Source organism: Flagellimonas hadalis (genome assembly GCF_007785775.2).
GTDB classification, from domain to species: Bacteria; Bacteroidota; Bacteroidia; order Flavobacteriales; family Flavobacteriaceae; genus Flagellimonas; species Flagellimonas hadalis.
In genome coordinates, this window is the sequence record NZ_VNIK02000014.1 from 62,989 (window position 1) to 89,517 (window position 26,529).

The 26,529-nt window shown below is 46.3% G+C and carries 26 protein-coding genes; 10 read left to right on the forward strand and 16 right to left on the reverse strand.

Translation table 11 applies throughout. From position 1 onward, the window contains the following. Positions 1-58 precede the first annotated feature (58 nt). From rpmA to FOT42_RS16025, 3 genes are all read right to left on the reverse strand, one after another. The gene (gene rpmA / locus FOT42_RS16015; protein WP_072876023.1) at positions 59-319 is read right to left on the reverse strand and encodes a 50S ribosomal protein L27; all 261 of its coding nucleotides are present in this window, start codon (positions 317-319) and stop codon (positions 59-61) included. 24 nt (positions 320-343) lie between these two features. Then, positions 344-883 carry a 50S ribosomal protein L21 gene (gene rplU / locus FOT42_RS16020; RefSeq protein WP_151891527.1) on the reverse strand — a complete coding sequence of 180 codons (540 nt, stop codon included), beginning with the start codon at positions 881-883 and terminating at the stop codon, positions 344-346. 102 nt (positions 884-985) lie between these two features. Continuing rightward, positions 986-1,432: a DUF4199 domain-containing protein gene (locus FOT42_RS16025; RefSeq protein WP_151891528.1), complete on the reverse strand. Its 447-nt coding sequence runs from the start codon at positions 1,430-1,432 to the stop codon at positions 986-988. A 185-nt stretch (positions 1,433-1,617) separates the two neighbouring features. Here FOT42_RS16025 and FOT42_RS16030 point away from each other — a divergent pair, with 185 nt between their 5' ends. The 3 genes from FOT42_RS16030 (at position 1,618) to FOT42_RS16040 (ending at position 5,573) form a co-directional block, all read left to right on the forward strand. Continuing rightward, positions 1,618-2,940: a M16 family metallopeptidase gene (locus FOT42_RS16030; protein ID WP_151891529.1), complete on the forward strand. Its 1,323-nt coding sequence runs from the start codon at positions 1,618-1,620 to the stop codon at positions 2,938-2,940. 1 nt (position 2,941) lies between these two features. Next, on the forward strand, positions 2,942-5,014 hold the full coding sequence (locus tag FOT42_RS16035) for a M16 family metallopeptidase (protein ID WP_151891530.1): 2,073 nt from the start codon (positions 2,942-2,944) through the stop codon (positions 5,012-5,014). A gap of 124 nt (positions 5,015-5,138) precedes the next feature. Next, positions 5,139-5,573, forward strand: a complete 435-nt coding sequence (locus tag FOT42_RS16040; RefSeq protein WP_151891531.1) for a hypothetical protein — start codon at positions 5,139-5,141, stop codon at positions 5,571-5,573. Here FOT42_RS16040 and gldD read toward each other — a convergent pair whose 3' ends face one another. The 4 genes from gldD to mutY are packed head-to-tail and all read right to left on the reverse strand — an operon-like array spanning position 5,574 to position 8,981. After that, entirely contained in the window at positions 5,574-6,137 is a 564-nt protein-coding gene (gene gldD / locus FOT42_RS16045) for a gliding motility lipoprotein GldD (protein WP_151891532.1), read from the reverse strand. After that, positions 6,127-7,437: a gliding motility-associated protein GldE gene (locus FOT42_RS16050; RefSeq protein WP_151891533.1), complete on the reverse strand. Its 1,311-nt coding sequence runs from the start codon at positions 7,435-7,437 to the stop codon at positions 6,127-6,129. The genes gldD and FOT42_RS16050 overlap by 11 nt, the downstream gene beginning before the upstream one ends. A gap of 24 nt (positions 7,438-7,461) precedes the next feature. Beyond that, positions 7,462-7,917 carry a single-stranded DNA-binding protein gene (locus FOT42_RS16055; protein ID WP_151891534.1) on the reverse strand — a complete coding sequence of 152 codons (456 nt, stop codon included), beginning with the start codon at positions 7,915-7,917 and terminating at the stop codon, positions 7,462-7,464. Positions 7,918-7,940: 23 nt separating this feature from the next. Then, positions 7,941-8,981, reverse strand: a complete 1,041-nt coding sequence (gene mutY, locus FOT42_RS16060) for an A/G-specific adenine glycosylase (protein WP_151891535.1) — start codon at positions 8,979-8,981, stop codon at positions 7,941-7,943. A gap of 124 nt (positions 8,982-9,105) precedes the next feature. Here mutY and FOT42_RS16065 point away from each other — a divergent pair, with 124 nt between their 5' ends. The 4 genes from FOT42_RS16065 to FOT42_RS16080 all read left to right on the forward strand — a co-directional run bounded on the left by FOT42_RS16065 (position 9,106) and on the right by FOT42_RS16080 (position 14,183). Beyond that, the gene (locus FOT42_RS16065) at positions 9,106-9,396 is read left to right on the forward strand and encodes an HU family DNA-binding protein (protein ID WP_072876044.1); all 291 of its coding nucleotides are present in this window, start codon (positions 9,106-9,108) and stop codon (positions 9,394-9,396) included. Positions 9,397-9,672: 276 nt separating this feature from the next. Next, the gene (locus FOT42_RS16070; protein ID WP_151891536.1) at positions 9,673-11,226 is read left to right on the forward strand and encodes an Rne/Rng family ribonuclease; all 1,554 of its coding nucleotides are present in this window, start codon (positions 9,673-9,675) and stop codon (positions 11,224-11,226) included. A 96-nt stretch (positions 11,227-11,322) separates the two neighbouring features. Continuing rightward, complete coding sequence (locus FOT42_RS16075; protein WP_226789922.1) at positions 11,323-13,695, forward strand: alpha-L-rhamnosidase-related protein; 2,373 nt, start codon at positions 11,323-11,325, stop codon at positions 13,693-13,695. 2 nt (positions 13,696-13,697) lie between these two features. Beyond that, the gene (locus FOT42_RS16080; RefSeq protein WP_151891537.1) at positions 13,698-14,183 is read left to right on the forward strand and encodes a regulatory protein RecX; all 486 of its coding nucleotides are present in this window, start codon (positions 13,698-13,700) and stop codon (positions 14,181-14,183) included. A 6-nt stretch (positions 14,184-14,189) separates the two neighbouring features. Here FOT42_RS16080 and FOT42_RS16085 read toward each other — a convergent pair whose 3' ends face one another. The 4 genes from FOT42_RS16085 to bioA all read right to left on the reverse strand — a co-directional run bounded on the left by FOT42_RS16085 (position 14,190) and on the right by bioA (position 18,762). Then, the gene (locus FOT42_RS16085; protein WP_151891538.1) at positions 14,190-15,059 is read right to left on the reverse strand and encodes a cupin-like domain-containing protein; all 870 of its coding nucleotides are present in this window, start codon (positions 15,057-15,059) and stop codon (positions 14,190-14,192) included. 59 nt (positions 15,060-15,118) lie between these two features. Further along, the gene (bioB, locus tag FOT42_RS16090) at positions 15,119-16,216 is read right to left on the reverse strand and encodes a biotin synthase BioB (RefSeq protein WP_151891539.1); all 1,098 of its coding nucleotides are present in this window, start codon (positions 16,214-16,216) and stop codon (positions 15,119-15,121) included. A gap of 80 nt (positions 16,217-16,296) precedes the next feature. Continuing rightward, positions 16,297-17,466, reverse strand: a complete 1,170-nt coding sequence (locus tag FOT42_RS16095) for a beta-ketoacyl synthase N-terminal-like domain-containing protein (RefSeq protein ID WP_151891540.1) — start codon at positions 17,464-17,466, stop codon at positions 16,297-16,299. A 9-nt stretch (positions 17,467-17,475) separates the two neighbouring features. Further along, positions 17,476-18,762, reverse strand: coding sequence for an adenosylmethionine--8-amino-7-oxononanoate transaminase (gene bioA / locus FOT42_RS16100; protein ID WP_226789923.1), 1,287 nt, complete (start codon positions 18,760-18,762; stop codon positions 17,476-17,478). 62 nt (positions 18,763-18,824) lie between these two features. Here bioA and FOT42_RS16105 point away from each other — a divergent pair, with 62 nt between their 5' ends. Next, a complete protein-coding gene (locus FOT42_RS16105) occupies positions 18,825-20,300 on the forward strand; it encodes an ArnT family glycosyltransferase (RefSeq protein ID WP_226789924.1) in 1,476 nt (491 codons plus the stop codon). Here the strand turns inward: FOT42_RS16105 and bioD are convergent. The 3 genes from bioD to FOT42_RS16120 are packed head-to-tail and all read right to left on the reverse strand — an operon-like array spanning position 20,292 to position 22,437. After that, entirely contained in the window at positions 20,292-20,906 is a 615-nt protein-coding gene (gene bioD, locus FOT42_RS16110; protein ID WP_151891542.1) for a dethiobiotin synthase, read from the reverse strand. The two genes, FOT42_RS16105 and bioD, sit on opposite strands and share 9 nt — an antisense overlap. Further along, on the reverse strand, positions 20,903-21,289 hold the full coding sequence (locus FOT42_RS16115; protein ID WP_151891543.1) for a putative signal transducing protein: 387 nt from the start codon (positions 21,287-21,289) through the stop codon (positions 20,903-20,905). Before FOT42_RS16115 ends, bioD begins: the two co-directional genes overlap by 4 nt. Then, positions 21,286-22,437, reverse strand: coding sequence for an aminotransferase class I/II-fold pyridoxal phosphate-dependent enzyme (locus FOT42_RS16120; RefSeq protein WP_151891544.1), 1,152 nt, complete (start codon positions 22,435-22,437; stop codon positions 21,286-21,288). Before FOT42_RS16120 ends, FOT42_RS16115 begins: the two co-directional genes overlap by 4 nt. A 63-nt stretch (positions 22,438-22,500) precedes the next feature. Between FOT42_RS16120 and FOT42_RS16125 the strand changes: the two genes are divergently transcribed. Next, positions 22,501-24,297 carry a M61 family metallopeptidase gene (locus tag FOT42_RS16125; protein ID WP_151891545.1) on the forward strand — a complete coding sequence of 599 codons (1,797 nt, stop codon included), beginning with the start codon at positions 22,501-22,503 and terminating at the stop codon, positions 24,295-24,297. Then, entirely contained in the window at positions 24,297-24,827 is a 531-nt protein-coding gene (locus tag FOT42_RS16130; protein ID WP_151891546.1) for a GNAT family N-acetyltransferase, read from the forward strand. The genes FOT42_RS16125 and FOT42_RS16130 overlap by 1 nt, the downstream gene beginning before the upstream one ends. A 50-nt stretch (positions 24,828-24,877) precedes the next feature. Here the strand turns inward: FOT42_RS16130 and FOT42_RS16135 are convergent, their stop codons facing one another. Both FOT42_RS16135 and atpD read right to left on the reverse strand, forming a co-directional pair. Then, the gene (locus FOT42_RS16135; protein ID WP_151891547.1) at positions 24,878-25,156 is read right to left on the reverse strand and encodes a F0F1 ATP synthase subunit delta/epsilon; all 279 of its coding nucleotides are present in this window, start codon (positions 25,154-25,156) and stop codon (positions 24,878-24,880) included. Between the two features lie 83 nt (positions 25,157-25,239). Continuing rightward, positions 25,240-26,529 (reverse strand): F0F1 ATP synthase subunit beta (gene atpD / locus FOT42_RS16140; RefSeq protein ID WP_151891548.1); only part of this gene is annotated, 1,290 nt, incomplete at its 5' end.

Here is a 26,529-nt window from a genome sequence, read left to right on the forward strand (position 1 = left end):
CATAAAAAAAGGCCCTCTACATATGCAGAGGGCCTTTTCAATTATAGGGCTTTTTTCCTTATGCTTGGAATGGCTCAATGGAAACAAAAGATTTTCCACTTGCCTTTTTCTCAAACTTAACGATACCGTCCACCTTGGCGTGCAAAGTGTGGTCTTTACCTGCGTATACGTTGTCTCCAGGATTGTGCTTGGTACCACGTTGTCTAACAATGATGTTACCGGCAACAGCTGCCTGGCCACCAAAAATCTTGACGCCCAAGCGTTTCGATTCTGATTCCCTACCGTTTTTTGAACTACCTACACCTTTCTTGTGAGCCATGATATATAAATTTTAGTTCTTTTCTTATTTGCTTAATGCTTCGATCAACTCGGCTTTCTTCATGGAAGAGTAACCGGTAATGTCCTTGGCCTTGGCCATGTCCCTCAATTCGGCCACCGTTTTGGAGTTTAGGTCCTCGGTTGCCTTTGGAGCTTCCTTCTTTGGGGCCTCAGCTTTTTTCTCAGCTGCTTTTGGAGCTTCAGCTGGTTTTTCATCAGCCTTGGCCTTGGCAGGAGCCGCTTTCTTAGCGCCTTTGGCCACGATTCCTTCAACTACGATTTCGGTCAAATATTGTCTGTGACCGTTTTTCTTTTGGTAACCTTTACGTCTTTTCTTCTTGAAGACGATTACCTTGTCACCTTTAAGGTGCTTAACGATTTTGGCCTCTACGGCCGCTCCTTCTATGACTGGGGCGCCAATGGTCACGTCACCTCCGTCTTCCAAAAGAAGGACTTTGTCAAAAGTGACTTTTTTGCCTTCTTCTTCCTGCAAACGGTGAACGTACACTTTCTGGTCTTTTGCAACTTTGAATTGCTGCCCTGCCATCTCTACAATTGCGTACATAATACGTTGATTAGATTAAAATTACTTCGCTTTATCAAAATAAGCGGGTGCAAATATACTGCTAAATCCTTAATCCACAAGTATTGTTTCCCTATTTGCCCATTATTTTTTGGAGTTGTTGGAGGTTTTGAACAACTGCATAAAGGAAAGGGTGAGCACTAGGGAAGTGGCAAATCCCATAATGGCCACGGTAAAGAAAACGATTCCTTCAAAATTTTTATAGTCCTTGGACCATACCGTGGAAAGTTCATCCAGAAAACCACTGTCCAGTTCCGTGGTATAGAGTGCAAAAAAAATGGTGAACAACAGTGTGGCAATGAAGCCAGTGGTAACCCCCGCGGTAAACCCATTCCCATAGTTGAAACCCTTACCCTGTCGGAGCTTGGTATATTTTATGGTCTCATAGATCCCAAAACCTGTGATGACCCCGTTAAAAAGACTGTAGAACACATTGGTGTGCTTGCCTATGAGTGAAAGTATAAGGAAATAGGCAATCAATACAGCACTGGTAACTATTCCAAAACGAATGGGGAGGGTCATTTTTTTCATCACTTGGCTTTTTTTGAATGTGATGTTTAAATTACAGAATGTTTGTGAATTATACCACTATTTATCCCAAAAGACTTGACCGCTTCCTGCCCATCTTCCAAATTTTATGCTATTTTAGTGTAACATCCATCAGAAAATCAATACCAACCTAAGTACTAATCTTTCACTATAAAATTTGAACCTTTATGAAAAAACATTTGCTCTCAGCATTTTCCATGCTCTTTGCAAGCTCCCTTCTTTTCGCACAGGAAGTGGTTTTTGAAGAGTATGACCTGGACAATGGACTCCATGTGATCCTGCACCGGGACAATTCGGCGCCCGTGGTCACCACTTCGGTCATGTACCATGTGGGGTCCAAGGACGAAGATCCCCAAAAAACGGGCTTTGCACATTTCTTTGAACACCTGCTCTTCGAGGGCACCAAAAATATAGAACGGGGGGAATGGGACAAGATCGTTTCTGCCAATGGTGGCAGCGGCAATGCCAACACTTTCCTGGACCGCACCTATTATTATGAGACCTTTCCATCCAACAGTTTGGAAGTGGGTCTATGGCTGGAGTCCGAAAGATTGATGCACCCCATCATCGGACAGGTAGGGGTGGATACCCAAAAAGAGGTGGTCCAGGAAGAACGCAGGTTGCGAGTGGACAACTCGCCCTACGGTGCATTTTTTGAAGAGCTCCTCAAAAACCTTTACTCCAAGCATCCATACCGTTGGGGCGTTATCGGTTCCTTGGACCATTTGGCCAGTGCCACTCTGGATGATTTCAAAAAATTCAACAAAACCTATTATGTGCCCAATAATGCTGTTTTGGTGATCGCAGGTGATTTTGATTCTGCCAAGACCAAAAAAATGGTCGACGATTACTTTGGCCCCATTCCACGAGGAGCGGAAATCCAAAGACCGGACATCAAGGAAGATCCCATTACCCAGACCATATATGCCAAATACCATGATCCGAACATCCAGATCCCAGCAATTCTTTTGGCCTACCGTACACCTGGACAAGGACAACGGGATGCCTATGTGATCAATATGATTTCCACTTATCTGAGCGACGGGGAAAGTTCCAAGCTCTATAAAAAACTGGTCGACGAGAAGAAAATGGCCCTTCAGATCCTTTCCGTGCCCATCGACGCGGAAGATTACAGTTCCTACATTGTGGGCGGACTTCCCGTAGGCGAAAACTCCATCCAAGAGATCAAAAAGGAAATCGATGAGGAAATCCTGAAACTACAGATGGAACTGATTTCCGAAAAGGATTACCAAAAACTCCAGAACAAGTTCGAGAACCAATTTGTGAACGCCAACAGTAGTGTTCAGGGCATTGCCAATTCCCTGGCCGAAAACTATATGCTGAAGGACGATACGAACCTCATCAACACAGAAATCGATATTTATCGTTCCATAACCCGTGAAGAGATCATGGAAGTGGCCAAAAAATATCTGAAAGTGAACCAACGTGTGGAACTGGAATATCTACCTGAACAAAAAGCAGCCAATTAAGATGAAAAGATATATTGTATTGACCGTGCTGTCCCTTTTGATGACAGCATCCTACGCACAGATAGACAGGAGCAAACAACCCAAACCGGGGCCCGCTCCAGAGATAAATTTAAAGGAACCTGCCCGCTTTGAGCTGAACAATGGCCTTAAGGTGTTGGTGGTGGAAAACCATAAACTGCCAAGGGTACGCATGCAATTGTCCATTGACAATCCCCCCATTCTGCAAGGGAACAAAGCAGGGGTCTCAGACCTTACGTCGAGCATGCTCGGCAAGGGATCAAAGAACATTTCAAAGGACGATTTTTACGAGGAAGTGGACTTTTTGGGGGCCAGTGTCTATGTGGGCGACCAAAGCGCCTTTGCTAGCTCCCTTTCCAAATACTTCCCCAGGATCTTGGAGTTGTTGGCCGACGCATCCCTCAACCCCAACTTTACCCAAGAGGAGTTTGAAAAGGAAAAGGAAAAACTCCTAACCGGCCTAAAGTCCGAAGAAAAAGATGTTTCCGCCATTGCCGATAGGGTACAGTTGGCACTGGCCTACGGAAAAGACCATCCTTTTGGTGAGATCACATCAGAAGAGACCGTGAACAACGTGACCTTGGCAGATGTGGAGCAATTCTACAGATCTTATTTTGTACCGGCCAATGCCTATTTGGTGGTCATTGGCGATGTGGATTTTGACAATGTAAAAGAATTGGTGACCCAATATTTCACCCCTTGGACCAAGGCCGTGCCACCATCCTTTGCCTATTCCGATCCCACGGATGCACAATACACCCAGATCAATTTTGTGGATGTGCCCAATGCCGTACAATCCGAGGTGGCCGTTCAGAACATCACCAACCTGAAAATGAAGGATGATGATTATCTGGATGCGCTCTTGGCCAACCGTATCTTAGGCGGTGGGTCCCAAGCCCGTTTGTTCAAGAACCTAAGGGAGGACAAGGGTTATACCTACGGTTCGTATTCCAATATTTTGGACAACAAATACAGCCCCATGCGCTTTAGCGCATACGCCCAAGTACGAAATGCCGTTACCGACAGCTCCGTGGTCCAAATCCTTCAGGAGATAGACAAGATTACCTCGGAGCCGGTTTCCCAAGAGGAGTTGGCCAATGCCAAGGCCAAATATGCCGGTAGCTTCGTCATGGCCTTGGAAAGACCGGAGACTGTGGCCAATTATGCCCTGAACATTGAAACCGAGGACCTTCCCAAGGATTTTTATAAAACTTATTTGGAACGTCTGGATGCAGTGACCGTGGCAGATGTACAAAAAGCGGCCCAAAAACACTTTTCCACTTCAAACGCCAGGGTGGTGGTCACCGGAAAGGGAAGCGATGTACTGGAAAACTTGGAAAAAGTCTCCTTCAAAGGGAAAACCGTACCCGTCCTTTTCTACGACAAATATGCCACCAAAACAGAAAAGCCCAACTACACCGCTGAAATTCCTTCAGGCGTTACTGCGAACACCGTATTGGAAAAATATATCGAGGCCTTGGGCGGAAAAAGCAAACTGGAAGGCGTGGAATCCTATTCCATGGTAGCCGAGGCAGAAATGCAGGGCATGAAACTGGAACTTGAAATGAAAAAAACCACCAAGGACCAGTTTCTACAGGATGTGAAGGTAATGGGCAACTCCATGCAAAAACAGGTATTGGATGGTGATTCCGGTTATATGGTCGTCCAAGGACAGCGCAAGGACCTATCGCCCGAAGAGATCGATAAGATCAAGGAAGAATCCGCTGCCTTTCCAGAACTGAACTATTTGGCCGCGGGCGGCATTACTTTGGAGGGCATTGAACCTGTTGATGGCAAGAAGGCCTACAAACTCAAGATCAGTGAAAAGAAAACCGCTTTTTACGACATGGAGACTGGCCTCAAGGTCCAAGAGGTGAGCACGGAAGAGATGCAAGGACAGCAAATGACGAACACTGTGGGCTTTGGTGACTATCAGGAAGTTTCCGGCATCAAGTTCCCGTTCAAGATCACCCAGAGCATGGGACCGCAAAGTTTTGAGTTTTTGGTAAAGGAACTCAAGGTGAACGAAGGGGTCGATGCCGCTGATTTCAAATAAGAACAAAAATAATCCACATATAAAAGGGCACTTTCCAAGTGCCCTTTTTCTTTTGCTCCATTTCTTCTTCGAACCAAATTGCATTTGCTTTGAAACAATGTGTTATTTTTGAAAAAACTTTACCATGAGAAAAATCCTTTCAACATTTGCCTGTACCCTATTGATCTTCTGTTTTTCGTGCAAGGAAGCGAAAAAAGCTCCTGAAGGGCCTACCCAAATGGAGCAGGTGATGGCCATCCATGACGAAGTGATGCCCAAGATGGGGGAACTGGGAAAACTGGTCGGCCAACTCAAAACCAAAGTGGACACTACCGCCGTGGGACAAGAGTATGAATCGGCCATGAGGGACCTTCAGTCGGCCCACAAGTCCATGATGGACTGGATGAAGGATTTTGGCGACAGATTTGATTCCGATGAAATCCTGAACGGGAAGGAACTCAGCGAACAAAAACAACTATGGTTGGATGAGGAAGAGGCAAAGGTAAAGGCCCTTAAAGAGGAAATCAACGGGAGCATTGAAAGGGCCGAAGCGCTTCTTGCAAAAGACACCCTGCACTAATTATTTTTTCCACTTTAAGCTTTCCATGATATTGCGAATGTCGTTCTGCAGATACATCGCCGCCGGCAGAATGGAGTCGTAATTGGGTTTTGCGTAGAAATATAGGGAACCTGTCACAAAATGATCGGTACTGTCCGTGACATAGAACTGCGACTGTGAGGCCGCATTTCCGGTCACCTCAAAAAACTTTCCATATACTTTTTCTTCCGGATGCTTGTATTCCACTGGGGCAATCTGGTCGGCTTTCACCACATGCTCATAGGTCAGTTTTTCCGCATCGATCATCAACTCCCTGATATTGCCGTCCACCTTTTTATACGTAAGGAAAATGGCTCCCTTCATTTGGGGATAGTCCAAAACAAGGGAACACTCTTTGTTTTCCGTGATGTTGGATGATATGTTACGGTCAAAAGTATAGGCACAGTCCACATCGGTCTCCACATATTCGGCGGCAGGATAATCCAACCGCAACATGGCCTTGGGCTTGGGCAGCACATCTTCCTTGCAGCCCATCATCAAAAGCGATAGGGAAATGGATACGAAAATCAATCTGCTATGCTTCATGTGGCAACGTAACTTTTATGCGTTTCAACCTTTTTTTGTCCATGCTTTCCACAATGAACTGGTATTCCTTGAACAATACTTTCTCTCCCTGTTTGGGGAAACTGCCCGAAATTTCCAGCACAAACCCGGCTATGGTCTCCGATTCCCCTTTCTTGGATTCAAATTCCTCTTCGTTCTCAATTTTCACGACCCGATAGAAATCCTTTAATGTGGTTTTGCCATCAAAGACATAATTGTGGTCGTCCAATTTGGAAAAGACCAAGTCCTCATCGTCGAACTCATCGCTGATGTCACCGACAATTTCCTCAATGATGTCCTCCAGGGTCACGATGCCCGAGGTACCGCCATATTCGTCCACCACAACGGCCAAGTGGTTCTTCTTGTCCTGAAACTCCAGCAACAGATCATCCAATTTCTTGTTTTCCGGCACAAAATAGGGCTCCCGGATGAGGGACATCCAATTGAAGGTCTTCCTATCTATATAAGGCAACAGGTCCTTCACATAGAGCACTCCCAACACATTGTCCATATTCTCTGAAAACACGGGAATCCTGGAATATCCATTCTTTTTGATCTCCTGCAGCACTTCGGGAAATTTCATTTTCTCGTTGACCGCAAAAATATCGATGCGGGGCCGCATCACCTGTTTGGTATCGGTGTTACCAAAGGTAACGATGCCTTCCAATATCTTTTGTTCTTCCTTTGTGGTATCGCCTTCTGAAGCCAATTCCAATGCCTGGGACAAGTGGTCCACGCTCAGGTTTGACTTTCGTTTCCCCAGTTTGTCCTCCAAAAACAGAGTGGCCGACCTCATTGGTGAACTCAGTGGTGTGAACAGAAAGCTGAGGCCATTGACCGGCAGGGCCATAAAATTGGAAAACTGCACACGGTTTCGGTTGGCATATATCTTGGGAAGGATTTCCCCGAACATCAAGATCAGAAAAGTGGCCACGACCACTTCCGATAAAAAGCGAAGGGTTCCATCGATACCTGAAAAAAGGGTATCTCCAATGGAACTGAACAGCAATACGATACCTATATTGATGGCATTGTTGGTGATGAGGATGGTGGCCAATAGCTTTTTGGGCTTTTCCAGCAATTTTACGATCAATTTTTCACGGGAGGTCCCACTTTCCTCCATCTCGTTCAGTTCTGTCTGTGAAAGCCCGAACAACGCCACTTCCGCTCCAGAGATCAATGCAGAACAGACCAAGAGCAATATGAGAACAATCACCTTGATAGTGAAAATGCCACTAAAAGCTGTAAAGAAAAAGACCAAACAATGGGGCTCGGGATCCAAATGGTATTGCTTTAGACTTTGGTTTTAAAATGGCAGGTCGTCATCTTCTTCGGTGTCGTCCATCGGCGCGGTCGGACCTTGGTTGCTAATAGGTTCTCTTTGTTCTGGGGCCGCTGTTGTCTGTGCGTTGGCCATACTTTCGTTCTTGGTGGTCAAAAAGGTGAAATCCTGGACATGCACTTCGGTGGTGTACCGCATATTGCCGTCCTCACCTTGCCACTGTCTGTTCTTCAACCTGCCTTCCACATACACCTTGTCCCCTTTGCTGAGGTATTTTTCACAGACTTCGGCGGCCTTGTTCCTCACTACGATGTTGTGCCAATCCGTGTTGGTCACCTTCTCACCCGTTTGCCTGTTGGTATAGGTCTCATTGGTGGCCAAGGGGAATCGGGCAACGCAATTTCCACCTTCAAAATAGTGGATTTTCACTTCGTCTCCCAAATGCCCGATCAGCATTACTTTGTTCAATGTTCCGCTCATAACTCTTTAATTAATCAAAAGTACTAAATTTTAAATGTCTTGATGAAATCCGCGATCAAAACAGGGACAGGAAAGGCCGTTATCTCGTCCCAATGGATACCATCTTCCAGCATGTCCTGTGTTTTTGCCATCCAAAATTTGGTGTACAAGTGTTGATGGGACAGTTTGTGGACTATGGGGCCATCCAAATTATATAAGGTAAGGGACTCCACTTCGGGAATCCCATTTTTGTCCTCCAGTTGTTGTTGAAGGGATTGTTGGTCCAACTCTTGGTTGGATTCCACCAAGGGAAATTGATAGAGGTTCTGCCAAATTCCCTTTCCCTGTCGTTGTTCCATCAACGTATGGCCTTCATCATCCAAGAACACCAAATAATTGAAATGGCGTTCCTTGATCTTGGTCTTGTTCAGTTTGACGGGCAGGTGGGCCACTTTGTCCTCTTTGAGGGCAACACAGCTTTCATTTAGCGGGCATAACAAACAATAGGGCTTCTTTGGTGCGCATTGTATGGCCCCGAATTCCATAATTCCCTGATTATAATCCCTGATATTGGGAGCGTCCATGACCTCACGGGCCAATTCCTTGAAATATTTGATGCCTTCGGTACTATTTATAGGTAGGTCCACACCAAAATACCTGGCCAGCACCCGGTACACATTGCCATCCACTACGGGTTCAGGGACATCAAAACAGAAAGAGGCTATGGCACTGGCAGTGTAATCGCCCACTCCTTTCAATGATTTGAGCCCCTCGTAGGTCCGGGGAAATTTGCCGTCATGGTCGCTGACCACCATTTTTGCCGTCGCATGAAGGTTGCGCGCACGGGAATAATATCCCAGGCCTTGCCAGAGCTTCAGCACCTTTTCCTCGGGCGCCGCGGCGAGGTCACGAACCGTCGGGAAAGCTTCCAAGAACCTGTGGTAATAGGGCATCCCCTGCGCCACGCGGGTTTGCTGGAGCATGATCTCGGACAACCAAACTTTATAGGGATCACGTGTTTTCCTCCAAGGAAGGTCACGCTGGTGCTCGCCATACCAGGCCAGAATTTTATGGGAAAAAGACATGCTCAAAAATACTATGGGCCAAATGTATCAGTTTATATACTTAAAATTAAAGGCTTTAAACGAAAGATTAATTTTAATGTTTATATTTGCAAGCCTAAAAAAATAAGAAAAATAATCAAGAGAAATGACGAAAGCAGATATTGTAACTAAAATCTCAGAAAAGCTAGGAATTGAGAAAGGTGACGTACAAGCAACAGTAGAATCTTTTATGGAAGAGGTAAAATCTTCCTTGGAAAATGGAGATAATGTTTATTTAAGAGGTTTTGGGAGCTTTATCATAAAGACCCGTGCCGAAAAGACAGGTAGGAACATTTCAAAGAACACTACCATCAAAATCCCCGCACACAATATCCCTGCCTTCAAGCCCGCCAAAGTATTCGTGGAAGGCGTAAAGAGCAACGTACAAGTAAAATAATATAATTAACAACACTTAAAGGAAGAGCCATATGCCGAGTGGAAAGAAAAGAAAAAGACATAAGGTAGCCACCCACAAGCGTAAAAAGCGCAGAAGAGCTAACCGACACAAGAAGAAGTAGTTGTAGAGACTACTTTTTCATTTTACACATATACGTTCTTTGACATAGAGATTCAAGAAGCGAATTTCAATCGGTTCGAAAAATGACCGATTCCATATATTGTTTAATCATTTGTCCCAAAACCTATTCTTTGGGATGAATATAAATCGATTCAGGTGAATAGAGAATTAATCGTTAGATCTAGTCCCGAAGCAGTCGATTTTGCCTTGTTAAAGGATGGAAAACTCATCGAATTACACAAAGAGGAGGACAACAACAACTTTTCCGTAGGGGATGTCTTCCTGGCCAAGATCAGAAAACCCGTTACAGGCCTAAATGCGGCCTTTGTGAACGTCGGTTATGAAAAAGATGCGTTCCTGCATTACCATGACCTTGGTCCGCAATTGTCCTCCATGCTTAAATTCATCAAAAAAGCTAGAACAGGGAAGTTGAAAGACTATACCCTGAAGGATTTTCCATTTGAAAAAGACATTGACAAGAATGGCAGCATCGCCGATGTGATCAAAGCCAATCAGTCATTATTGGTACAAATTGTAAAAGAACCCATCTCCACCAAGGGCCCAAGGATCAGCTCCGAGCTTTCCATTGCCGGACGCTACTTGGTCATGGTCCCGTTTTCCGATCGGGTCTCGGTATCCCAAAAGATAGCGAGCAAGGAGGAAAAGGACAGGCTCATCAGACTTGTGAAGAGCATCAAGCCCAAAGGATTTGGAGTCATTATCCGTACCGTTGCAGAAGGCAAAAAAGTTGCAGAACTTGACAAAGATCTTCAGAACCTGCTATCCAAATGGATAGCCATGAGCAAGAAATTGCAGAGAGCCTCCCATCCATCCAAAGTATTGGTGGAACTCAACAGGGCCTCGTCCATCCTTCGGGATGTTTTCAACGATTCCTTTTCCGGAATCCATGTTGATGATGAAACGCTTTACAATCAGATCAAGGACTACGTGCATGAAATTGCACCCGAAAAAGAATCCATTGTAAAGCTATATTCAGGCCCAGCCCCCATTTTTGAGAAATTTGGGATTGAGCGTCAGATCAAGACCTCATTTGGCAAAACTGCTTCCATGAGCAGGGGCGCTTACCTTGTCATTGAGCATACCGAAGCACTCCACGTCATCGACGTGAACAGCGGGAACCGCTCCAACAAGGCCAAAAACCAAGAAGACACCGCTTTGGAAGTCAACATGTTGGCCGCATCCGAAATTGCAAGACAATTGCGTTTGCGCGACATGGGCGGCATCATCGTGGTGGATTTTATAGATATGACCCGGGGCGATCACAGAAGAAAACTGTTTGATCACCTTAGGAACGAAATGAAGGACGATCGTGCAAAACACAAGATTTTGCCCCCCAGTAAGTTTGGACTGGTACAGATTACCAGACAACGGGTACGTCCCGAAATGAACATCAAGACCAGTGAGGAAAACCCCAACGGCACAGGTGCCGAGGTGGAGGCCCCCATTGTATTGATCGATAAGATCCAATCAGATCTGGAGCGAATCATCAAAAGTGACCAAAAGAACAATGGGATTGTACTCAACATACACCCGTTCATTGCGGCCTACCTTACCAAAGGATTCCCATCCATCCGTTCCAAATGGTTCAAAGCCTATAAAAAATGGATAAAGGTCCAGCCTAGGGATGCCTATACCTACCTTGAATACCAGTTCAAGGACAAAGATGGCAAAACAATCAATATACAATAATCAAAGAGCGACTCCAGAAATGGGGTCGCTTTTTTGTTTTTAGGGGTTTCAATACAAAATGCTACTTTTATGCATTCACCAATGTAAGACACACCGTTGAGACCCATTTTACTGTTGATATCCATTTTCTTTCTTGCAGCTTGCTCCAAACAAACGGCACAGCCCATATCAAGTCTATTAATAGATTCCGATTCCATCCAAGGAAAACCCTCCTATCTGCAATCCCCTTTTGTGACTGCTGGGGACCGCGTTTATATGGTCGGCCACCAAGATGGTAGTTTCCCACCTTTGGGCTGGCACATCAAAGGGGAAATGGGCGGAATCTGGAACCACCCCATCAAACTCATGGACGGGTTTGATGCTGAACTGATCGTGGGCGAAAAGGTTTTGCCCCTCAACAAAGCAAAAGGTTTTATCAATTACCCTTTTGCCAACAAACACCTGTTTGAATTCGAACAAGAACAGATCACGGTAGAACGCTATCAGTTTGTGCCAGATGGCAAACAGGGCATTTTTGTTCAATTTGTGATTCAAAATAATTCCAAAGAGACCAAAAAAGGTGAGTTCCAATTCATAGGCCATACCGACCTTAGACCCACTTGGCTAGGCGAACGCACCCAAATGGAAGATAGCCGGGATGAAGCCAATTTTGATGGGCAAAAATGGATCGTCAAGGACGTCTCCAATTCGTGGTACAACATCTTTGGGTCCGACCAAGCCCCTGTATCGACCTTGTCAACAGAAAATCCACAAAGTACCCATGGCGTATCAAGCACATTGACCTACAATATTGAACTTCCTGCCGGGTCGAGTTCCATATTGAATTTTACCATCGCAGGATCATACACTTCTTTGGATGATGCTTTGGAAAACTACAATAACATCCAAGAACAGCATTACACCTTGGCCAAAGCCAAGAAAGAAAGGTATATCCAATTAGCAAGCCAAACCAAACTTACCATTCCCGATAAAGAGCTGGAGCAAGCCTTTAGATGGCTCAAGTACAATTGCGATTGGTTGGTGCGAACGGTGCCCGAAATCGGAACGGGCATAGGCGCCGGACTTCCCGATTATCCTTGGTGGTTTGGTGTGGATAGCGAATATGCGCTGAAAGGCTATATGGCCATTGGACAGGAAGTTATTGTGGAAAAGACCATCCACCTTTTGGACAGTGTTTCCATGTCCCTGAATGGGAACGGCAGGATCCTTCATGAGATGTCCACCAATGGAGCTGTGTTCAATGAAGGAAACATCAACGAGACTCCCCAATTTGCCTCTTTGATTTGGGAAATCTACAACTGGAATGGTGATAAAGCGTTTTTGAAAAAATATTTTCCTACGGTTCAAAAAGGACTGGATTGGTTGTTGGCCGAAAATGATGGCAACAAAAATCTTTTTCCTGATGGATTCGGGATGATGGAAATCCATGGCCTTGATAGCGAAATGATCGATGTAGCTTCTTATACCCAAAAAGCCTTTGCAGATGCTGCGTTAATGGCAATTGAATTGGAACAACCAGAATTGGCTACAAAATACCAAGCACTGGCCGATACCTTAAAACACAAAATCAATGAGCAATTTTGGTCAGCACAATTTGGCTCCTATGCGGATTTTATTGGAACAGACGAACAGGCCATCCATTTGATCGAAGATGCCATTGTTCGTGCAGATACCCTGAACAAACCTTGGGCCGTGGAAGAACTGAAAACAACCAAACAACAGATTCTTGACCATCCATCAAGCCAACCGAGACCCTTTGTCCTTTATCACAACTGGGTGGTAAACACGCCTATGGAAATGGGCATCGCCGATTCAACAAAAGCGATTACCGCGTTGGACAACGCCAAGAAATTTACAAATCCCTTTGGGATGTTCGTTACGGGAATCGATAGGGATGAATCCGCAGGAAAGGATATGGGTTCCTTCAAGGGGAGCAAGGTCTTTTCGTACACAGGGGCCGTGATGACGTTGCCAACTGGGGTCCAAGCAGTGGCCGAGAACAATTACGGACGCCCCGACGAGGCTTTGGATTATCTGAAGCGGATGACCCGTACCTTCAGCTATGCACTGCCCGGGAGCATTTACGAAGTCTCACCGGATTATGGCATGGTAACCCAAGCCTGGAACATTTATGCGTATGCTTTCCCTATTGTTCGGCAATTTTTCGGGATTCAGCCCATGGCACACAAAAAGACGGTCTTGATCAGACCACAAATGCCAAGTTCGTGGGACCATGCTTCTTTGGAAAATGTAAAAATCGGGGACAATGAAATCTCCATTTGGTATGAAGACAAGGATGGGGAACTTCAAATCAAGGTACAGCAATCCAAATCCGATTGGTCCATCGTGGTCGATTTGCCCCAAGGCGATTATCAAATCATGGAAGGCGAAGCCCAAGTTACCTCTTCAGGAAAAAGCACCGCGATTACAGGCAAAGGCACATCACTTGTGATAACGAAAAACCGATAGGAATGTCCAACCCATTTCCCAAAAAATCGTTCGTCTCGGTCACGGAGGCCACCAAAAAAATGGAGCATTATTGCGCCTACCAAGAGCGTTGCCATTATGAAGTGGTGGAAAAACTCAAAGGGATGAACATGATCCCCGAAGCCATTGACCAAATTGTGGGGCACCTCATCCAGGAAAATTATCTGAACGAGGAGCGATTTGCCAAAAGCTATGCCAGGGGCAAATTCAACATCAAAAAATGGGGCAGGAACCGGATTGTACGGGAACTTCAATTACGACAGATCTCTGCTTTCAACATCAAAAGTGCCCTAAAAGAAATCCAAGAAGTGGATTACTTGGACACTTTGGACGAACTGGCTCAGAAACGGTTGGAACAAATCAAGGAAACCAACATCCAAAAACGGAAGAAAAAATTGGCCGATTACCTATTGTACCGAGGCTGGGAAAGCCATTTGGTCTTTGATAAAATCAATGACCTGATCAAATAGTGCCGGTTACTTTTGGACTATCAATCGTTGGGTGCGCACCACCGCCTGCTCGTTTTTCCAATCGATCCAACCTTGCCCTTTCCACTTGCGCATCAGGTTGTCAAAATGACGCATTACGAAAATGTTGTACACCGCCCGGCTCAAATTTTTGGGTTTTTTGGCAATGGACCGTAAACTCATGGAAAAACCTGGGGTCACGTATTTCATGTAGTGCCAATATCCTTCAGGAATGTAGAGCACATTTCCATGTTCCAAATTGGCGATATGTCCCTTGGCATGTTCAAGGGCCGGCCACTTTTCGAAATCAGGATTGTCAAAATCGATATCTTCACGGGTAATCAGGGAATGTGGGACCTTGTACAGGAACTTGGTCTCCGATTGTGGGTAAAGAATGCACTGCTTTTTCCCTTCAAAATGGAAATGGAAAATGTTGGCCAAATCGATATCATAATGCATGAAGGTATAGGAATCTTCCCCTCCAAAGAACAGCATGGGCAGGCCTTTCATCAATTTCAATCCAAAATCGGGATAGGTGAAATCCTTTTGCAACTCGGGAACTTCTTTCAAAATATTCCAAAGGAAAATACGGTATTTGGTAGGACCGCTTTTCAACAGATCTACATATTCCGACATCTTCATCTTGGCATGCGGCTGGTTGAAACCTTCATCGTGTTTTACAGGGCGATCGTCATAGAGGGGCACTTCCTTTTCCCCTGCCACTTGTTTCATATAATCCAAGCTCCACTTGGAATGTGCGGGCCAATCCTCAATAAAGCGTTCGATCACTACTGGCTTTTGGGGCTTGAAATAGTTTTGGATAAACTCCCTCTTGGAAAGAGTTGTTTCCCTAGGAATTTGTTCAAGGTTCAGCTTCAAGATTTCAAGGAGTTTGAAACCACTAAATTACTAAAACGTTTTTAAATAGTTACCAAACCTTAATCTTCGGAAACCAAACTTCCTTTGTGTTTGGCAGCTTCGTTCCGCTCAATCTTATGGCCAGGTCTGGACCATTTTGGCTTTTCCCCCATGGCCACATATTCAGAATCCATGGCTTCCACGGTCTGCGGTTGGGGAGCTTTTACAAAGGCTTTCTGGGGGTTCAGTCCCAATTGCCTGAACATTTCCATATCCTCGTTCACATCGGGGTTGGGCGTGGTGAGCAACTTGTCCCCCGCGAAAATGGAATTGGCCCCGGCGAAAAAGCACATGGCCTGTCCTTCACGGCTCATTCCCGTTCTTCCTGCGGACAACCTGACCTGCGTCTGTGGCATCACGATTCGGGTAGTGGCCACCATACGGACCATTTCCCATATCTCCACAGGTTTTTGGTCTTCCATCGGGGTGCCATCCACGGCCACCAGAGCATTGATGGGAACAGATTCGGGTTGTGGGTTCAAGGTGGATAGGGCCACCAACATACCGGCCCTGTCCTCTATGGATTCCCCCATGCCTATGATTCCGCCACTACAGACCGTAACGTTCGTCTTGCGTACATTTTCTATAGTCTGCAAACGATCTTCATACCCACGTGTGGAAATGACTTCCTTATAATATTCCTCCGAAGTATCGAGGTTGTGGTTGTAGGCATACAGCCCTGCCTCTGCCAAGCGTTTGGCCTGGTTTTCGGTCACCATGCCCAAGGTACAACAGACTTCCATGTCCAACTTGTTGATGGTGCGGACCATCTCCAACACTTGGTCAAATTCGGGACCGTCTTTTACGTTTCGCCATGCGGCGCCCATACAGACACGGGAACTACCTGAAGCCTTCGCACGCAATGCCTGTGCCTTTACTTGATGTACGGACATGAGATCGTTGCCCTCCACATTGGTGTGGTAACGGGCCGCCTGTGGACAGTAGCCACAATCTTCCGGGCACCCGCCAGTTTTGATGGAAAGCAGGGTAGAGACCTGTACAGTGTTTGGGTCGTGGTATTGCCTATGAACGGTTGCCGCTTCATACAGCAGTTCCATAAAAGGCTTGTTATATATTTTGAGGATTTCTTCCTTGGTCCAATCGTGTCTTGTAGTCATATTTCTAGGATGTCTAGTTCAAAAATAAGTCATTCTTCCAAAAAGAACTGCCAAAGTCTGTGTTTTTAGGACTAGCCTGTTTATTGATCATCGGGTCGCTTCAGTAAAATACTGACGGCGTTGCCACCAAAACCAACGGCATTCACCAATACTTTTTTTATTGGTCTTGATTGTTTTTCATTGCCATAAAATGGACTGGCTATATACTCCTGGTTTTGCATCATGAGCACTGCCATTTCCAAACTCAACAATCCTGAAGCACCAAAGGTGTGCCCCAATTTCCATTTATTCGTCGTCAAAAAAGGTACTGTATGCCCAAACACTTTTTGGATGGCATTGAACTCGGTCTGGTCCCCTTTGATGGTGCCCGGAGCATGCATCACCACAGCATCCACCTCGGATGGTTCCAAATTCCCCAAGGCCATTTTCATAGAGTCTTGAAAACATTGGGCATCCGTGCTGATGGAAACGCTATGTTCCAAGGGTTCGGTGGCGTATCCAATGCCTTCAATCAACGCCAAGGCATTTTTCTTGACCCCTTTTTCCAAACAGGCGAGTCCTGCCGCTTCACCCAACACCATGGTGTTCTGGTTCTTGTCCAAATCCATGGCCAAACAAGGATAATTACCTTTTTCTCTGGAATAGACTTTGAGGGCCTGCATCTGTGCAATGGTAAATGGGGTCAATGGCGCTTCGCTCCCCCCAACCAAAAATTGGTCCGTCATTCCACTCTGGATCCAAGCTACGGCATTCAACACCGCATGCAAGGCGGTGGAACAGGTGATGGAATGTGAAATTTCCGGGCCTTTGCTTTTGAGGTCGTGGGCCACCCAAGAGGAAATGTTCCCCAACGTGGTCGTAGGCGAGGATAGGGTTGCAGATTTGCCGTCCCTCAAAAATTCTTCGTGGTATTTTTCAAAAAGGGAAGTGGCCCCACGTGAAGACCCTATGTTGATCCCAAAATTGGCCCCTTTCTCCCATCCAGCACTTTCTATGGCCTTTCGGGCTGCATGGATGGCAAACAGCACAGAATCGTCCAAATGCTTGTACTTGGCATCGGAATGGCGTAGATCCTTAATCTTTAGTTTGATGGTTTCTGGCAATTGCGATACCCACACCTTTTCCTCCCCAATAAGTGCCTCGGAGAGAAAATGGTCGTTTTGATTATAGGATTGCCAAACCTCTGCAAGGGATTCCCCCAAGGCAGAAATGGAGGATAGGGCCGTTATGGAAATGGGTTCCTTTAACATAGCAATAGCTTATACCAATTCAAGAGCCGACCGGATGGCGGAATAGATCCGCTCCATTTGGTCTTTTGTGGTCACGTAGGGGGCCAAGATATAGATGGTGCTTCCCAAGGGTCTTAAAAACACCCCTTGGTCCATAAAATGGGTGAAGAGCTTATTGCGCAAATTGCCATAACGCTCCATTTTCACGTTCAGGTCGAGGGCAAAGATGACACCGAGCTGACGAATACTTCCCACTTTGGGATGGTCCTTGATCTCTTCGCCAAACTGTTGGTGCCATTGCGAAATGGCCTTGATGGATTGTTGGATTTCCTCGCTCTGGAGAAGTTCCAAAGCGGCCAAGGCCGTTGTGCAGGCCAAAGGATTCGCCGAATAAGTGTGCCCATGGAAGAGCCCTTTGGCAATATCATCGCTATAAAAGGCCATATACACCTCTTCGGTACAAGTGGTCAGTCCCATCGGTATCAAGCCAGCCGTCAATGCCTTGGACAGGCAAACAATATCTGGCTTGGTTTGTAGGTAATCCGAAGCAAATGGTAGTCCCGTTTTGCCAAAACCCGTCATCACCTCATCCGCAATCAATAGAACTCCACATTCTTTCAAAAGAGCAAGGATCTTGTCCAGACCTTCGGCATCGTGCATCTTCATGGCCGCCGCCCCTTGAACCAAAGGTTCGTAGATAAACCCTGCAAGATTGTTGTTTTTCAACCGGTGTTCCAATTGTGTTAAAACGGAACCGATATTTTCTTTGGTGGGTACAGGGATTCGTTCCACCTCAATGAAGAAGTCTTCAAAAGGCCCGTTGTAAACCGAGAGCCCGGAGACCGACATGGCCCCGAAGGTGTCGCCATGAAAGCCTTCTTCAAAAGCCAAAAGCACATTACGTTTTTGCCCTTGGTTGAAATGGTATTGCAACGCCATTTTGATCCCGATCTCCGTCGCCGTGGAGCCATTGTCCGAAAAAAAAAGCTTTTGTTGGCCTTCGGGCAATATTTTGACGAGTTCTTCGGACAACCGTACCGCAGGTTCGTGGGTGAACCCACTAAAGACCACTTGGTCCAGACGCTGCATCTGATCCATGACCTTGTCCAAAATAAAGGGGTTGCAATGCCCATACATACAGGTGTACCACGAAGCGATGCCGTCCACATACTCCTTGCCGTCCTCATCATAGAGCAGTGCGCCACTTGCCCTGGATATGGCCAACACGTCAGGACTTACCTTGTGCTGGGTGAGGGGGTGCCACAGGTGTTTTTTGTCCCTGTCCGATAATTTTTCCAGTGCTACAGGATCTCTCAAAACATTCAATTTATCTATATTGCAAAGATGATAATTAATAGCCAATAAACCCGACGCCGACCGTGCTTAATACATTCCAGCTTCGTGACTACAACGACCTCGATTGGAAGAAGGTCCTGACCCTATTGATCATAGTGGCCCTTTTTATCCGTTTTCCCTTTTTCTTTAGGGACTATGTGGATCGGGACGAGAGCACGTTCATCCTTATGGGGCAATCTTGGGTCGATGGGCATCTGCCCTACACCCAACTTTGGGACCTAAAACCCCCGATCACTTTTCTGTATTTTGCCATCATCATCAAGCTATTTGGGAAGAGTTTCTTCGCCATTCGTTTTTTTGGGACCATCATGGTCGCCGTGACCGCCCTGTTCACTTATGGCATCACCCGAAAGATCGCCTCCAAAAAAATTGCTTTTTGGGTAGCGGTTTTCTGTGTGCTTTTTCAAAGCCTGTTCGGGAGCCTGCAGGGCGTGATGTCCGAACATATCTGCACTTTTTTCTTTGTGATCGGCATATATCTGGTTGTGTACAAGAGGCAATGGGGCTGGTATTTGTTGGCCGGGCTTCTTTTTGGGTGCGCCATTATGTCCAAATTGAACATGGCCTATCCCGTACTCACCTTGGGCATCTATTTCTTGTCCGAAGGGTTTGCCAAGAACACCTTGTCCCGTAGTATCCGAAATTTATTCTTTATGGGAATCGGGGTCATGCTTATGGTATCCATCACTGCCCTGCCCTATTACCTACAGGACAACCTGTATGTTTGGTGGGAGTCCATTTTTGAGGCTCCTTTGGCCTATTCGGGCGGAAAATACCATTCCCCCGTGAAAACACTGCCGTTCGTGTTCATTGTGCTTGGACTATTGATCACCGGGTTTGCATATAAAATCATTGATTTTAAGACGCGGGAAGCCCAATTGCTGACGGTGGTGATCATCGGGATCCTGCTTTCCTTCATGCAAACGGGAAAGGTAAACGGCCATTACCTCATCCAGCTCTATCCGTTTATCCTTATCCCTTTGGGCGTGGCCTTTGGCAAACTTCCAAAATTGAAAAAATCGTACCGCCCCTTGGTCATTGCACTGCTCTTCCTGATCCCGATGGAATCGTATCTGGAGTATGTGAACATCGTTTCCAACAAAATAAAAAAAGGATCCTTATACAATGGTGAGGGGATTGATGTCCCCAACTATATTTTAAAGCACCAATTGGACACGAAGAACATCTTTTTTACCGAGTACCATATCGGCTATTGGGTGCTGGGTGAAACACCCCCGACAAAAGTGTCCATCCATCCGAGCAACATTACCCGGGACGAACTTTTCTCCGATCTGGACAATCCGAGGAACAGTGGCATGGAAGAACTCCGGTATATCATGGAAACGATTCGGCCCAACATCGTAGTGGCCCGAAAGGGAAAGACCATCTTCGATAAAAAGCTGGTGAGCTACAACACCTATATCGATGCCTACCTTGAGGAACATTACCGACTCACGGCGACCGTTGGGCGAGGGCTTATTTACCAACGCCTAGAATGATAGCAGGACCGCACGGAACTTATCCGCGTATTTTTTCACTGTCTTTTGATCAAATTTTGTTTCCTCGTTGATCCGCCCCAAAAAAACGGCCCCTGTTTTCTTCAAGATGATCGCTTCGGTGGTGGGATGCTCGTCCCCACTGAAAATGATTCCAATCTGAACTTCTTTTTGCTGCAATTTTTCGATGGTCAGCAGGGTATGGTTGATGCTGCCCAAGTAGTGTCGGGACACCACGATTACTTTGTGATCGGGCTGGATCAGGTCAAAAATAGTATCTGAATCGTTCAAGGGCACCAACAAACCACCCGCCCCCTCAATCACCAAATGATTTTCGGTGATAGGCGGTACAATGGCATCCAAATCTATGGTGACACCATCTATTTCCGCAGCGGCATGTGGACTCATCGGGGTGTTAAGGGCATAACTGTTGGGGTGGATAACAGTCTTGTCATTGGAAATAAGCGATTCCACTTTATGGCTGTCCGAGTTGTCCAAGTCCCCCGCCTGAATGGGTTTCCAGTAATCGGCCTGTAGAGCTTCCACCACAATGGCAGATGCAACAGTTTTTCCCACTTCGGTCGAAATTCCGGTTATAAATAGCTTCATTTGGCAGGTCTTGTAACAAAATTGCACTGCATGCACCTGTATTTTTTTGATTCAAAAAATGGGAACAGCTTAAAAAAAAGATTTCTTCGCGAATAATAAATTTCAGATTTGGCGGCCTTGCAATTGGGGCAGACGATAGGGTTGCCCTGATCATCAGTGGCATAGTTTCTGATCTCATCAAAAATCTGTTTGGCTCTCTCCATATCTCTAGAATACACCTGAAGCCTGACACCGCCCATTGCATTACTGACCATTGAATAAGAATTTATGGTGTTCTCATCTTTCAAGAAAACAGCAATGCCCTCTGCTTCCAGTTTTCCTTTGATGATGACCGCATCGGCTGGGAACTCAAAGGTTCCCAAAGTGTAGAATTCCGTTTTCATGGGTTGATGAGATTGTTCAACAATACCAAAACTTTCGTTATTTCTTCTTTTGTATTGAATGCGTGCAAGCAAAATCGCAGGCGTTCCTCTCCTTCCTTCACCGTAGGGGAAAGAATGGGTTTTACGTCAAATCCTGCTGTCTGCAGTTGTTTGGCAATGGCCTTTACCTTGTCATTTCCGGGAACCAGGGCACACTGTATGGCCGAATCGCTTTTGATGAACCTATCCGTCATTTGCAGTCGTTCCATTTCCTGCTTGAAATGCCCGATGTTGGCACGAAGTTGTCCCGAAACAGCTTTTCCTTCGTCCCCAAGATATTGATACGCTGCCAAAATGGTGGCCACGGTATGTGGTGGAAGTGCCGTGGTGTAGATAAAACTCCGCGAAAAATTCACCAGATATTCCTTCAAGGATTCGCTTCCAAGGATGGCCGCGCCATGGCAGCCCAGGGCCTTACCAAAAGTGATGATACGGGCAAATACTTCCTGTTCCAATCCCTGTTCCGCAACCAGATCCCGGCCATTTCCATACATTCCCGTGGCATGCGCCTCATCCACCACCAAAAAACAGCCGTCATCCCTACTAAAATTCGCCAATCTCTTTAGATCTGGGGAATCCCCGTCCATGGAAAAAACGGATTCGGTCACGATATAGATTTCTGCCAAGCTGTCCCTATTTCGACTGCGTTCAACATGACGGGCCAAATCATCAATATCATTATGGGCAAATTTGTAGCTTTTGGCATTTCCCATCTGGATTCCGTCCCGGATACTGGCATGGACCAATTCATCATACAAGACCATATCGCCCCGTTGCGGAACGGATGAAAAAAAGCCAATATTGGCATCATAGCCCGAGTTGAACACCAAAGCGGCCCCAGAGTTGTGATGGCTGGCCAAAAAATCTTCCAATCTTACATAAAGCTGATGGTTGCCCGAGAGCAATCGGGACCCTGAGGAACCGTTCTTTTGGGGACCCTCTCTCAAAAAATCAAGGGCCATTTGGGCAATTTTTTCACTCTTGGCCAGTCCCAGATAATCATTTGATGAAAAGTCAATGGAGTTGCCCTGCCATGGCAAATGGCGCAAGGAACCATTTTCCTTACGTGCCGAAAGTTTGGACTGCAATTTTTTGGGCAATTTCTCCATGGGGCAAATGTAGTACTTCCTGTTTTTAAACAGTATCTTAGTCCTTCATAAACCTTTTTGAGAATGAAGATTTCCTTTTATTTTTTGGTGCTGTTTTCCTGTTTTTTAGGGATGGCACAGACCAATTCGTACACCATTTCCTTTGAGAATGCAGCACACCACGAAGCTGTGGTACAGGCCACTTTTCCCGAACTGAAGACGGACAAGGTTTATTTTCGGATGAGCAGGACCTCGCCGGGGAGATATGCCCTGCACGAGTTTGCCAAGAACGTGTACGGATTCAAGGCCATGGACAGCAAGGGAAAACTGTTGAAGGTGCACCGTCCCAATCCTTATGAATGGGAAGTATCCGGACATGACGGCACCATAAAAATCGAATATATACTGTTTGCCAATAGGGGAGATGGGACCTACTCCCAAGTCGATGAGACCCATGCCCACCTGAACATTCCCGCTACCTTTATGTTCTCTTCGGAACTGAGCGAGCGCAAGATAGAGGTGACCTTTGATGCGAGGGAAGACCTCAATTGGAAGGTGGCCACCCAATTGTCCTTGGTCTCTGGCACTACCTATTCCGCACCCAATCTGTATTATTTTATGGACAGTCCCACAGAGATCAGCAATTTTATGCTACGCTCTTTTGAGGTGGATGGACAGACCATCAACCTAGCCCTGCACCATAACGGCACGGAAGCCGAAGCAGACACCTATTTTGAAAAGGTCAAAAAGGTGGTCCTCGCCGAAAAAGAAGTTTATGGGGAACTCCCCGATTTTGACTATGGCTCCTATACTTTTCTGGCCTGTTACATCCCGAATGCATCCGGGGACGGAATGGAGCACAGAAATTCGACCATTGTGACCAGCACCCGTAGTTTGGGCAATGGGGGCATGGAGCGAAACATCGGTACCATTTCCCATGAGTTTTTCCACGCTTGGAACGTGGAGCGCATCCGCCCTAAATCTTTGGAACCTTTTGATTTTGAGGCAGCGGATATGAGTGGGGAACTTTGGTTCGCCGAAGGATTTACCAGTTATTATACCAATCTCATCCTCTGCCGTGCAGGATTGATCTCTCCAAAAGAATATGTGGAGGGCTTGGCGGGCACCTTCAATTATGTTTGGAATTCCCCTGCGCTGCAATTTTTCAATCCGATTGAAATGAGCTATCAGGCCCCGTTTGTGGACGCTGCTACCTCGGTGGAGCCCGTGAACCGTGAAAACACCTTTATTTCCTATTATTCCTACGGCAGTGTCCTGGGTCTGGCATTGGACCTTTCCCTAAGGGAAAAAGGGTTGAATCTGGATGATTTTATGAAATCGGTATGGGAAACCTATGGCAAACCCGAAGTGCCCTATACCATTGAAAACCTTCATAATGCCTTAAATGACTATGCAGGAAAGGACTTTGGGGATTCCTTTTTTAATCAGTACATCTATCAAAGCAAAATGCCCGATTATGCTTCCTTGTTGACATCTGTGGGCGTTTTGTTGGAGCAGCCTAAGGATACACCCTATTTGGGCACCTATGTGTCCATGAATGCCGACGGTCTGGGGGCAAGCCTATTGAGGAATACCCAAATGGGAAGCCCCACCTACACAGCGGGTCTGGACAATGGTGACATTATCCTGAACATCAATGACGTTCCTTTTTCCGAGGGACAAAAGTTTGAGGACTACCTGAAGCAATTCCAAATGGGGACAACCCTCCAAGTGAACTACACGAGATTTGGGGAGCCTAGGACCACGACCATGACATTGTCCCCCAGTCCAGATTATTCGTTCAGTTTGATGGAGGACAAGGAGCAATCCCCATCTCCCAAGATGCTGAAACAACGAAAGGATTGGCTTAAGGTGGAGTGATGGTTTTCTATAAACAGGCCTCGACCTTGGAGGAGTTGGAACAGATCCTGGCCCTCCAGCAAGAAAATCTGCCCAAAAACATTTCCACTGAGGAAAGTGCAAAAGAGGGTTTTGTCACTGTGGAACATACCTTGGAACAGCTAAAGGCCATGAACGATGAATGTGGCCATATCATTGCCGTGGAAAATGATACCGTTGTCGCTTATGCACTGTGCATGCACCCTAAATTTGGTGATACCGTCGAGGTGTTGCGACCCATGTTCACCGAAATCGAAAAAATCCGGGGAAACCGGATGGATTACATGGCCATGGGACAGATCTGTGTGGCCAAAAGCCATCGTGGAAAGGGACTGTTCCGAAACCTGTACCTTACCATGAAAGAAAAACTGCCGACAGGTTTTGACACCATCATCACCGAGGTGGATGGACAGAACAAAAGGTCGCTGGCCGCACACTCGGCCATAGGTTTTGAGACTTTGAAAGTGTATTGGTCGGGCGGAAGGGAATGGTATTTGATCGGTTTAAAATAAAAAAGGCCGTCCAAATAGACGGCCTTTTTTTATGTACATGGTTGCACTAGTTAATCTGCAAGTACAATCACTTTGTTGTCCTTCATTTCAACCGTTCCGCTGGTGATGTGCAAAACAGTTTCTCCGTTGCTTCCTTTGGAAAATTTGTCCTGAAAAGTTTCGTCAACGACAATGTTGCCTTTCACCTTCACCTTGCCTTCTTGCAACAGGGAGACAATGGGTGCGTGGTTTTCCAACATCTGGAACTCACCATTTACTCCTGGAACGGTGACCGAGGTCACTTCTCCAGCGAACAATGTGGCTTCAGGTGATACGATTTCTAAATACATCTTTTATACGTTAGAAGTACAAAGTTTAAAGTTAGAAGTGAGAGTGAAAACTCTTAACTCATAACTCTTAACTCATAACTATTTTATGCTTCTGCCAACATTTTCTCCCCGGCCTCAATGGCTTCCTCAATGGTCCCCTTAAGGTTGAAAGCAGATTCTGGCAAGTGGTCCAATTCACCATCCATGATCATGTTGAATCCTTTGATGGTGTCCTTGATATCCACCAAAACCCCTGGGATACCGGTAAACTGCTCCGCTACGTGGAATGGTTGCGACAAGAAACGTTGCACACGTCTTGCCCTACCTACGGCCAACTTATCTTCTTCGGAAAGTTCTTCCATACCCAAGATGGCGATGATGTCCTGTAGCTCTTTATATCGTTGCAACAACTCTTTTACACGTTGTGCGCAACCGTAGTGCTCTTTGCCCAAAATGTCCGGGGTCAAGATCCTTGACGTGGAATCCAGTGGGTCAACGGCGGGGTAGATACCCAACTCGGCAATTTTACGGGAAAGTACGGTGGTGGCATCCAAGTGGGCAAACGTAGTCGCCGGCGCTGGATCCGTCAAGTCATCCGCAGGTACGTAAACCGCCTGTACAGAGGTAATGGAACCTCTTTTTGTTGATGTGATCCGTTCCTGCATGGCTCCCATTTCAGTGGCCAAGGTTGGCTGGTAACCTACCGCGGAAGGCATACGTCCCAATAGTGCGGATACCTCGGAACCTGCTTGGGTGAAACGGAAAATGTTGTCCACGAAGAAAAGTACATCCTTTCCTTGTCCGTCCCCTGCTCCATCACGGAAATACTCGGCAATGGTCAATCCGGACAATGCCACTCGGGCACGGGCACCTGGAGGTTCGTTCATCTGTCCGAACACGAAGGTCGCCTTGGACTCCTTCATCACTTTCTTATCTACTTTGGACAAATCCCATCCTCCTTCTTCCATGGAGTGCAAGAATTCATCACCATATTTTATAATTCCGGACTCCAACATCTCGCGAAGCAAATCGTTTCCTTCACGGGTACGTTCCCCAACACCGGCAAATACGGATAGACCTCCGTGTCCCTTGGCGATGTTGTTGATCAACTCCTGGATCAATACGGTCTTACCTACTCCGGCACCACCGAACAATCCAATTTTACCTCCTTTTGCATAAGGCTCGATAAGGTCGATGACCTTGATCCCTGTGAAAAGGACCTCTGTTGAAGTGGAAAGGTCTTCAAATTTTGGGGCCTCCCTGTGAATGGGAAGTCCATTGTCTCCAGTTTTTGGCAATTCTTCCAAACCATCGATGGCATCACCGATTACGTTGAAAAGCCTTCCATATACCGCCTCGCCTATGGGCATTTGTATGGGGTTTCCGGTAGCAAC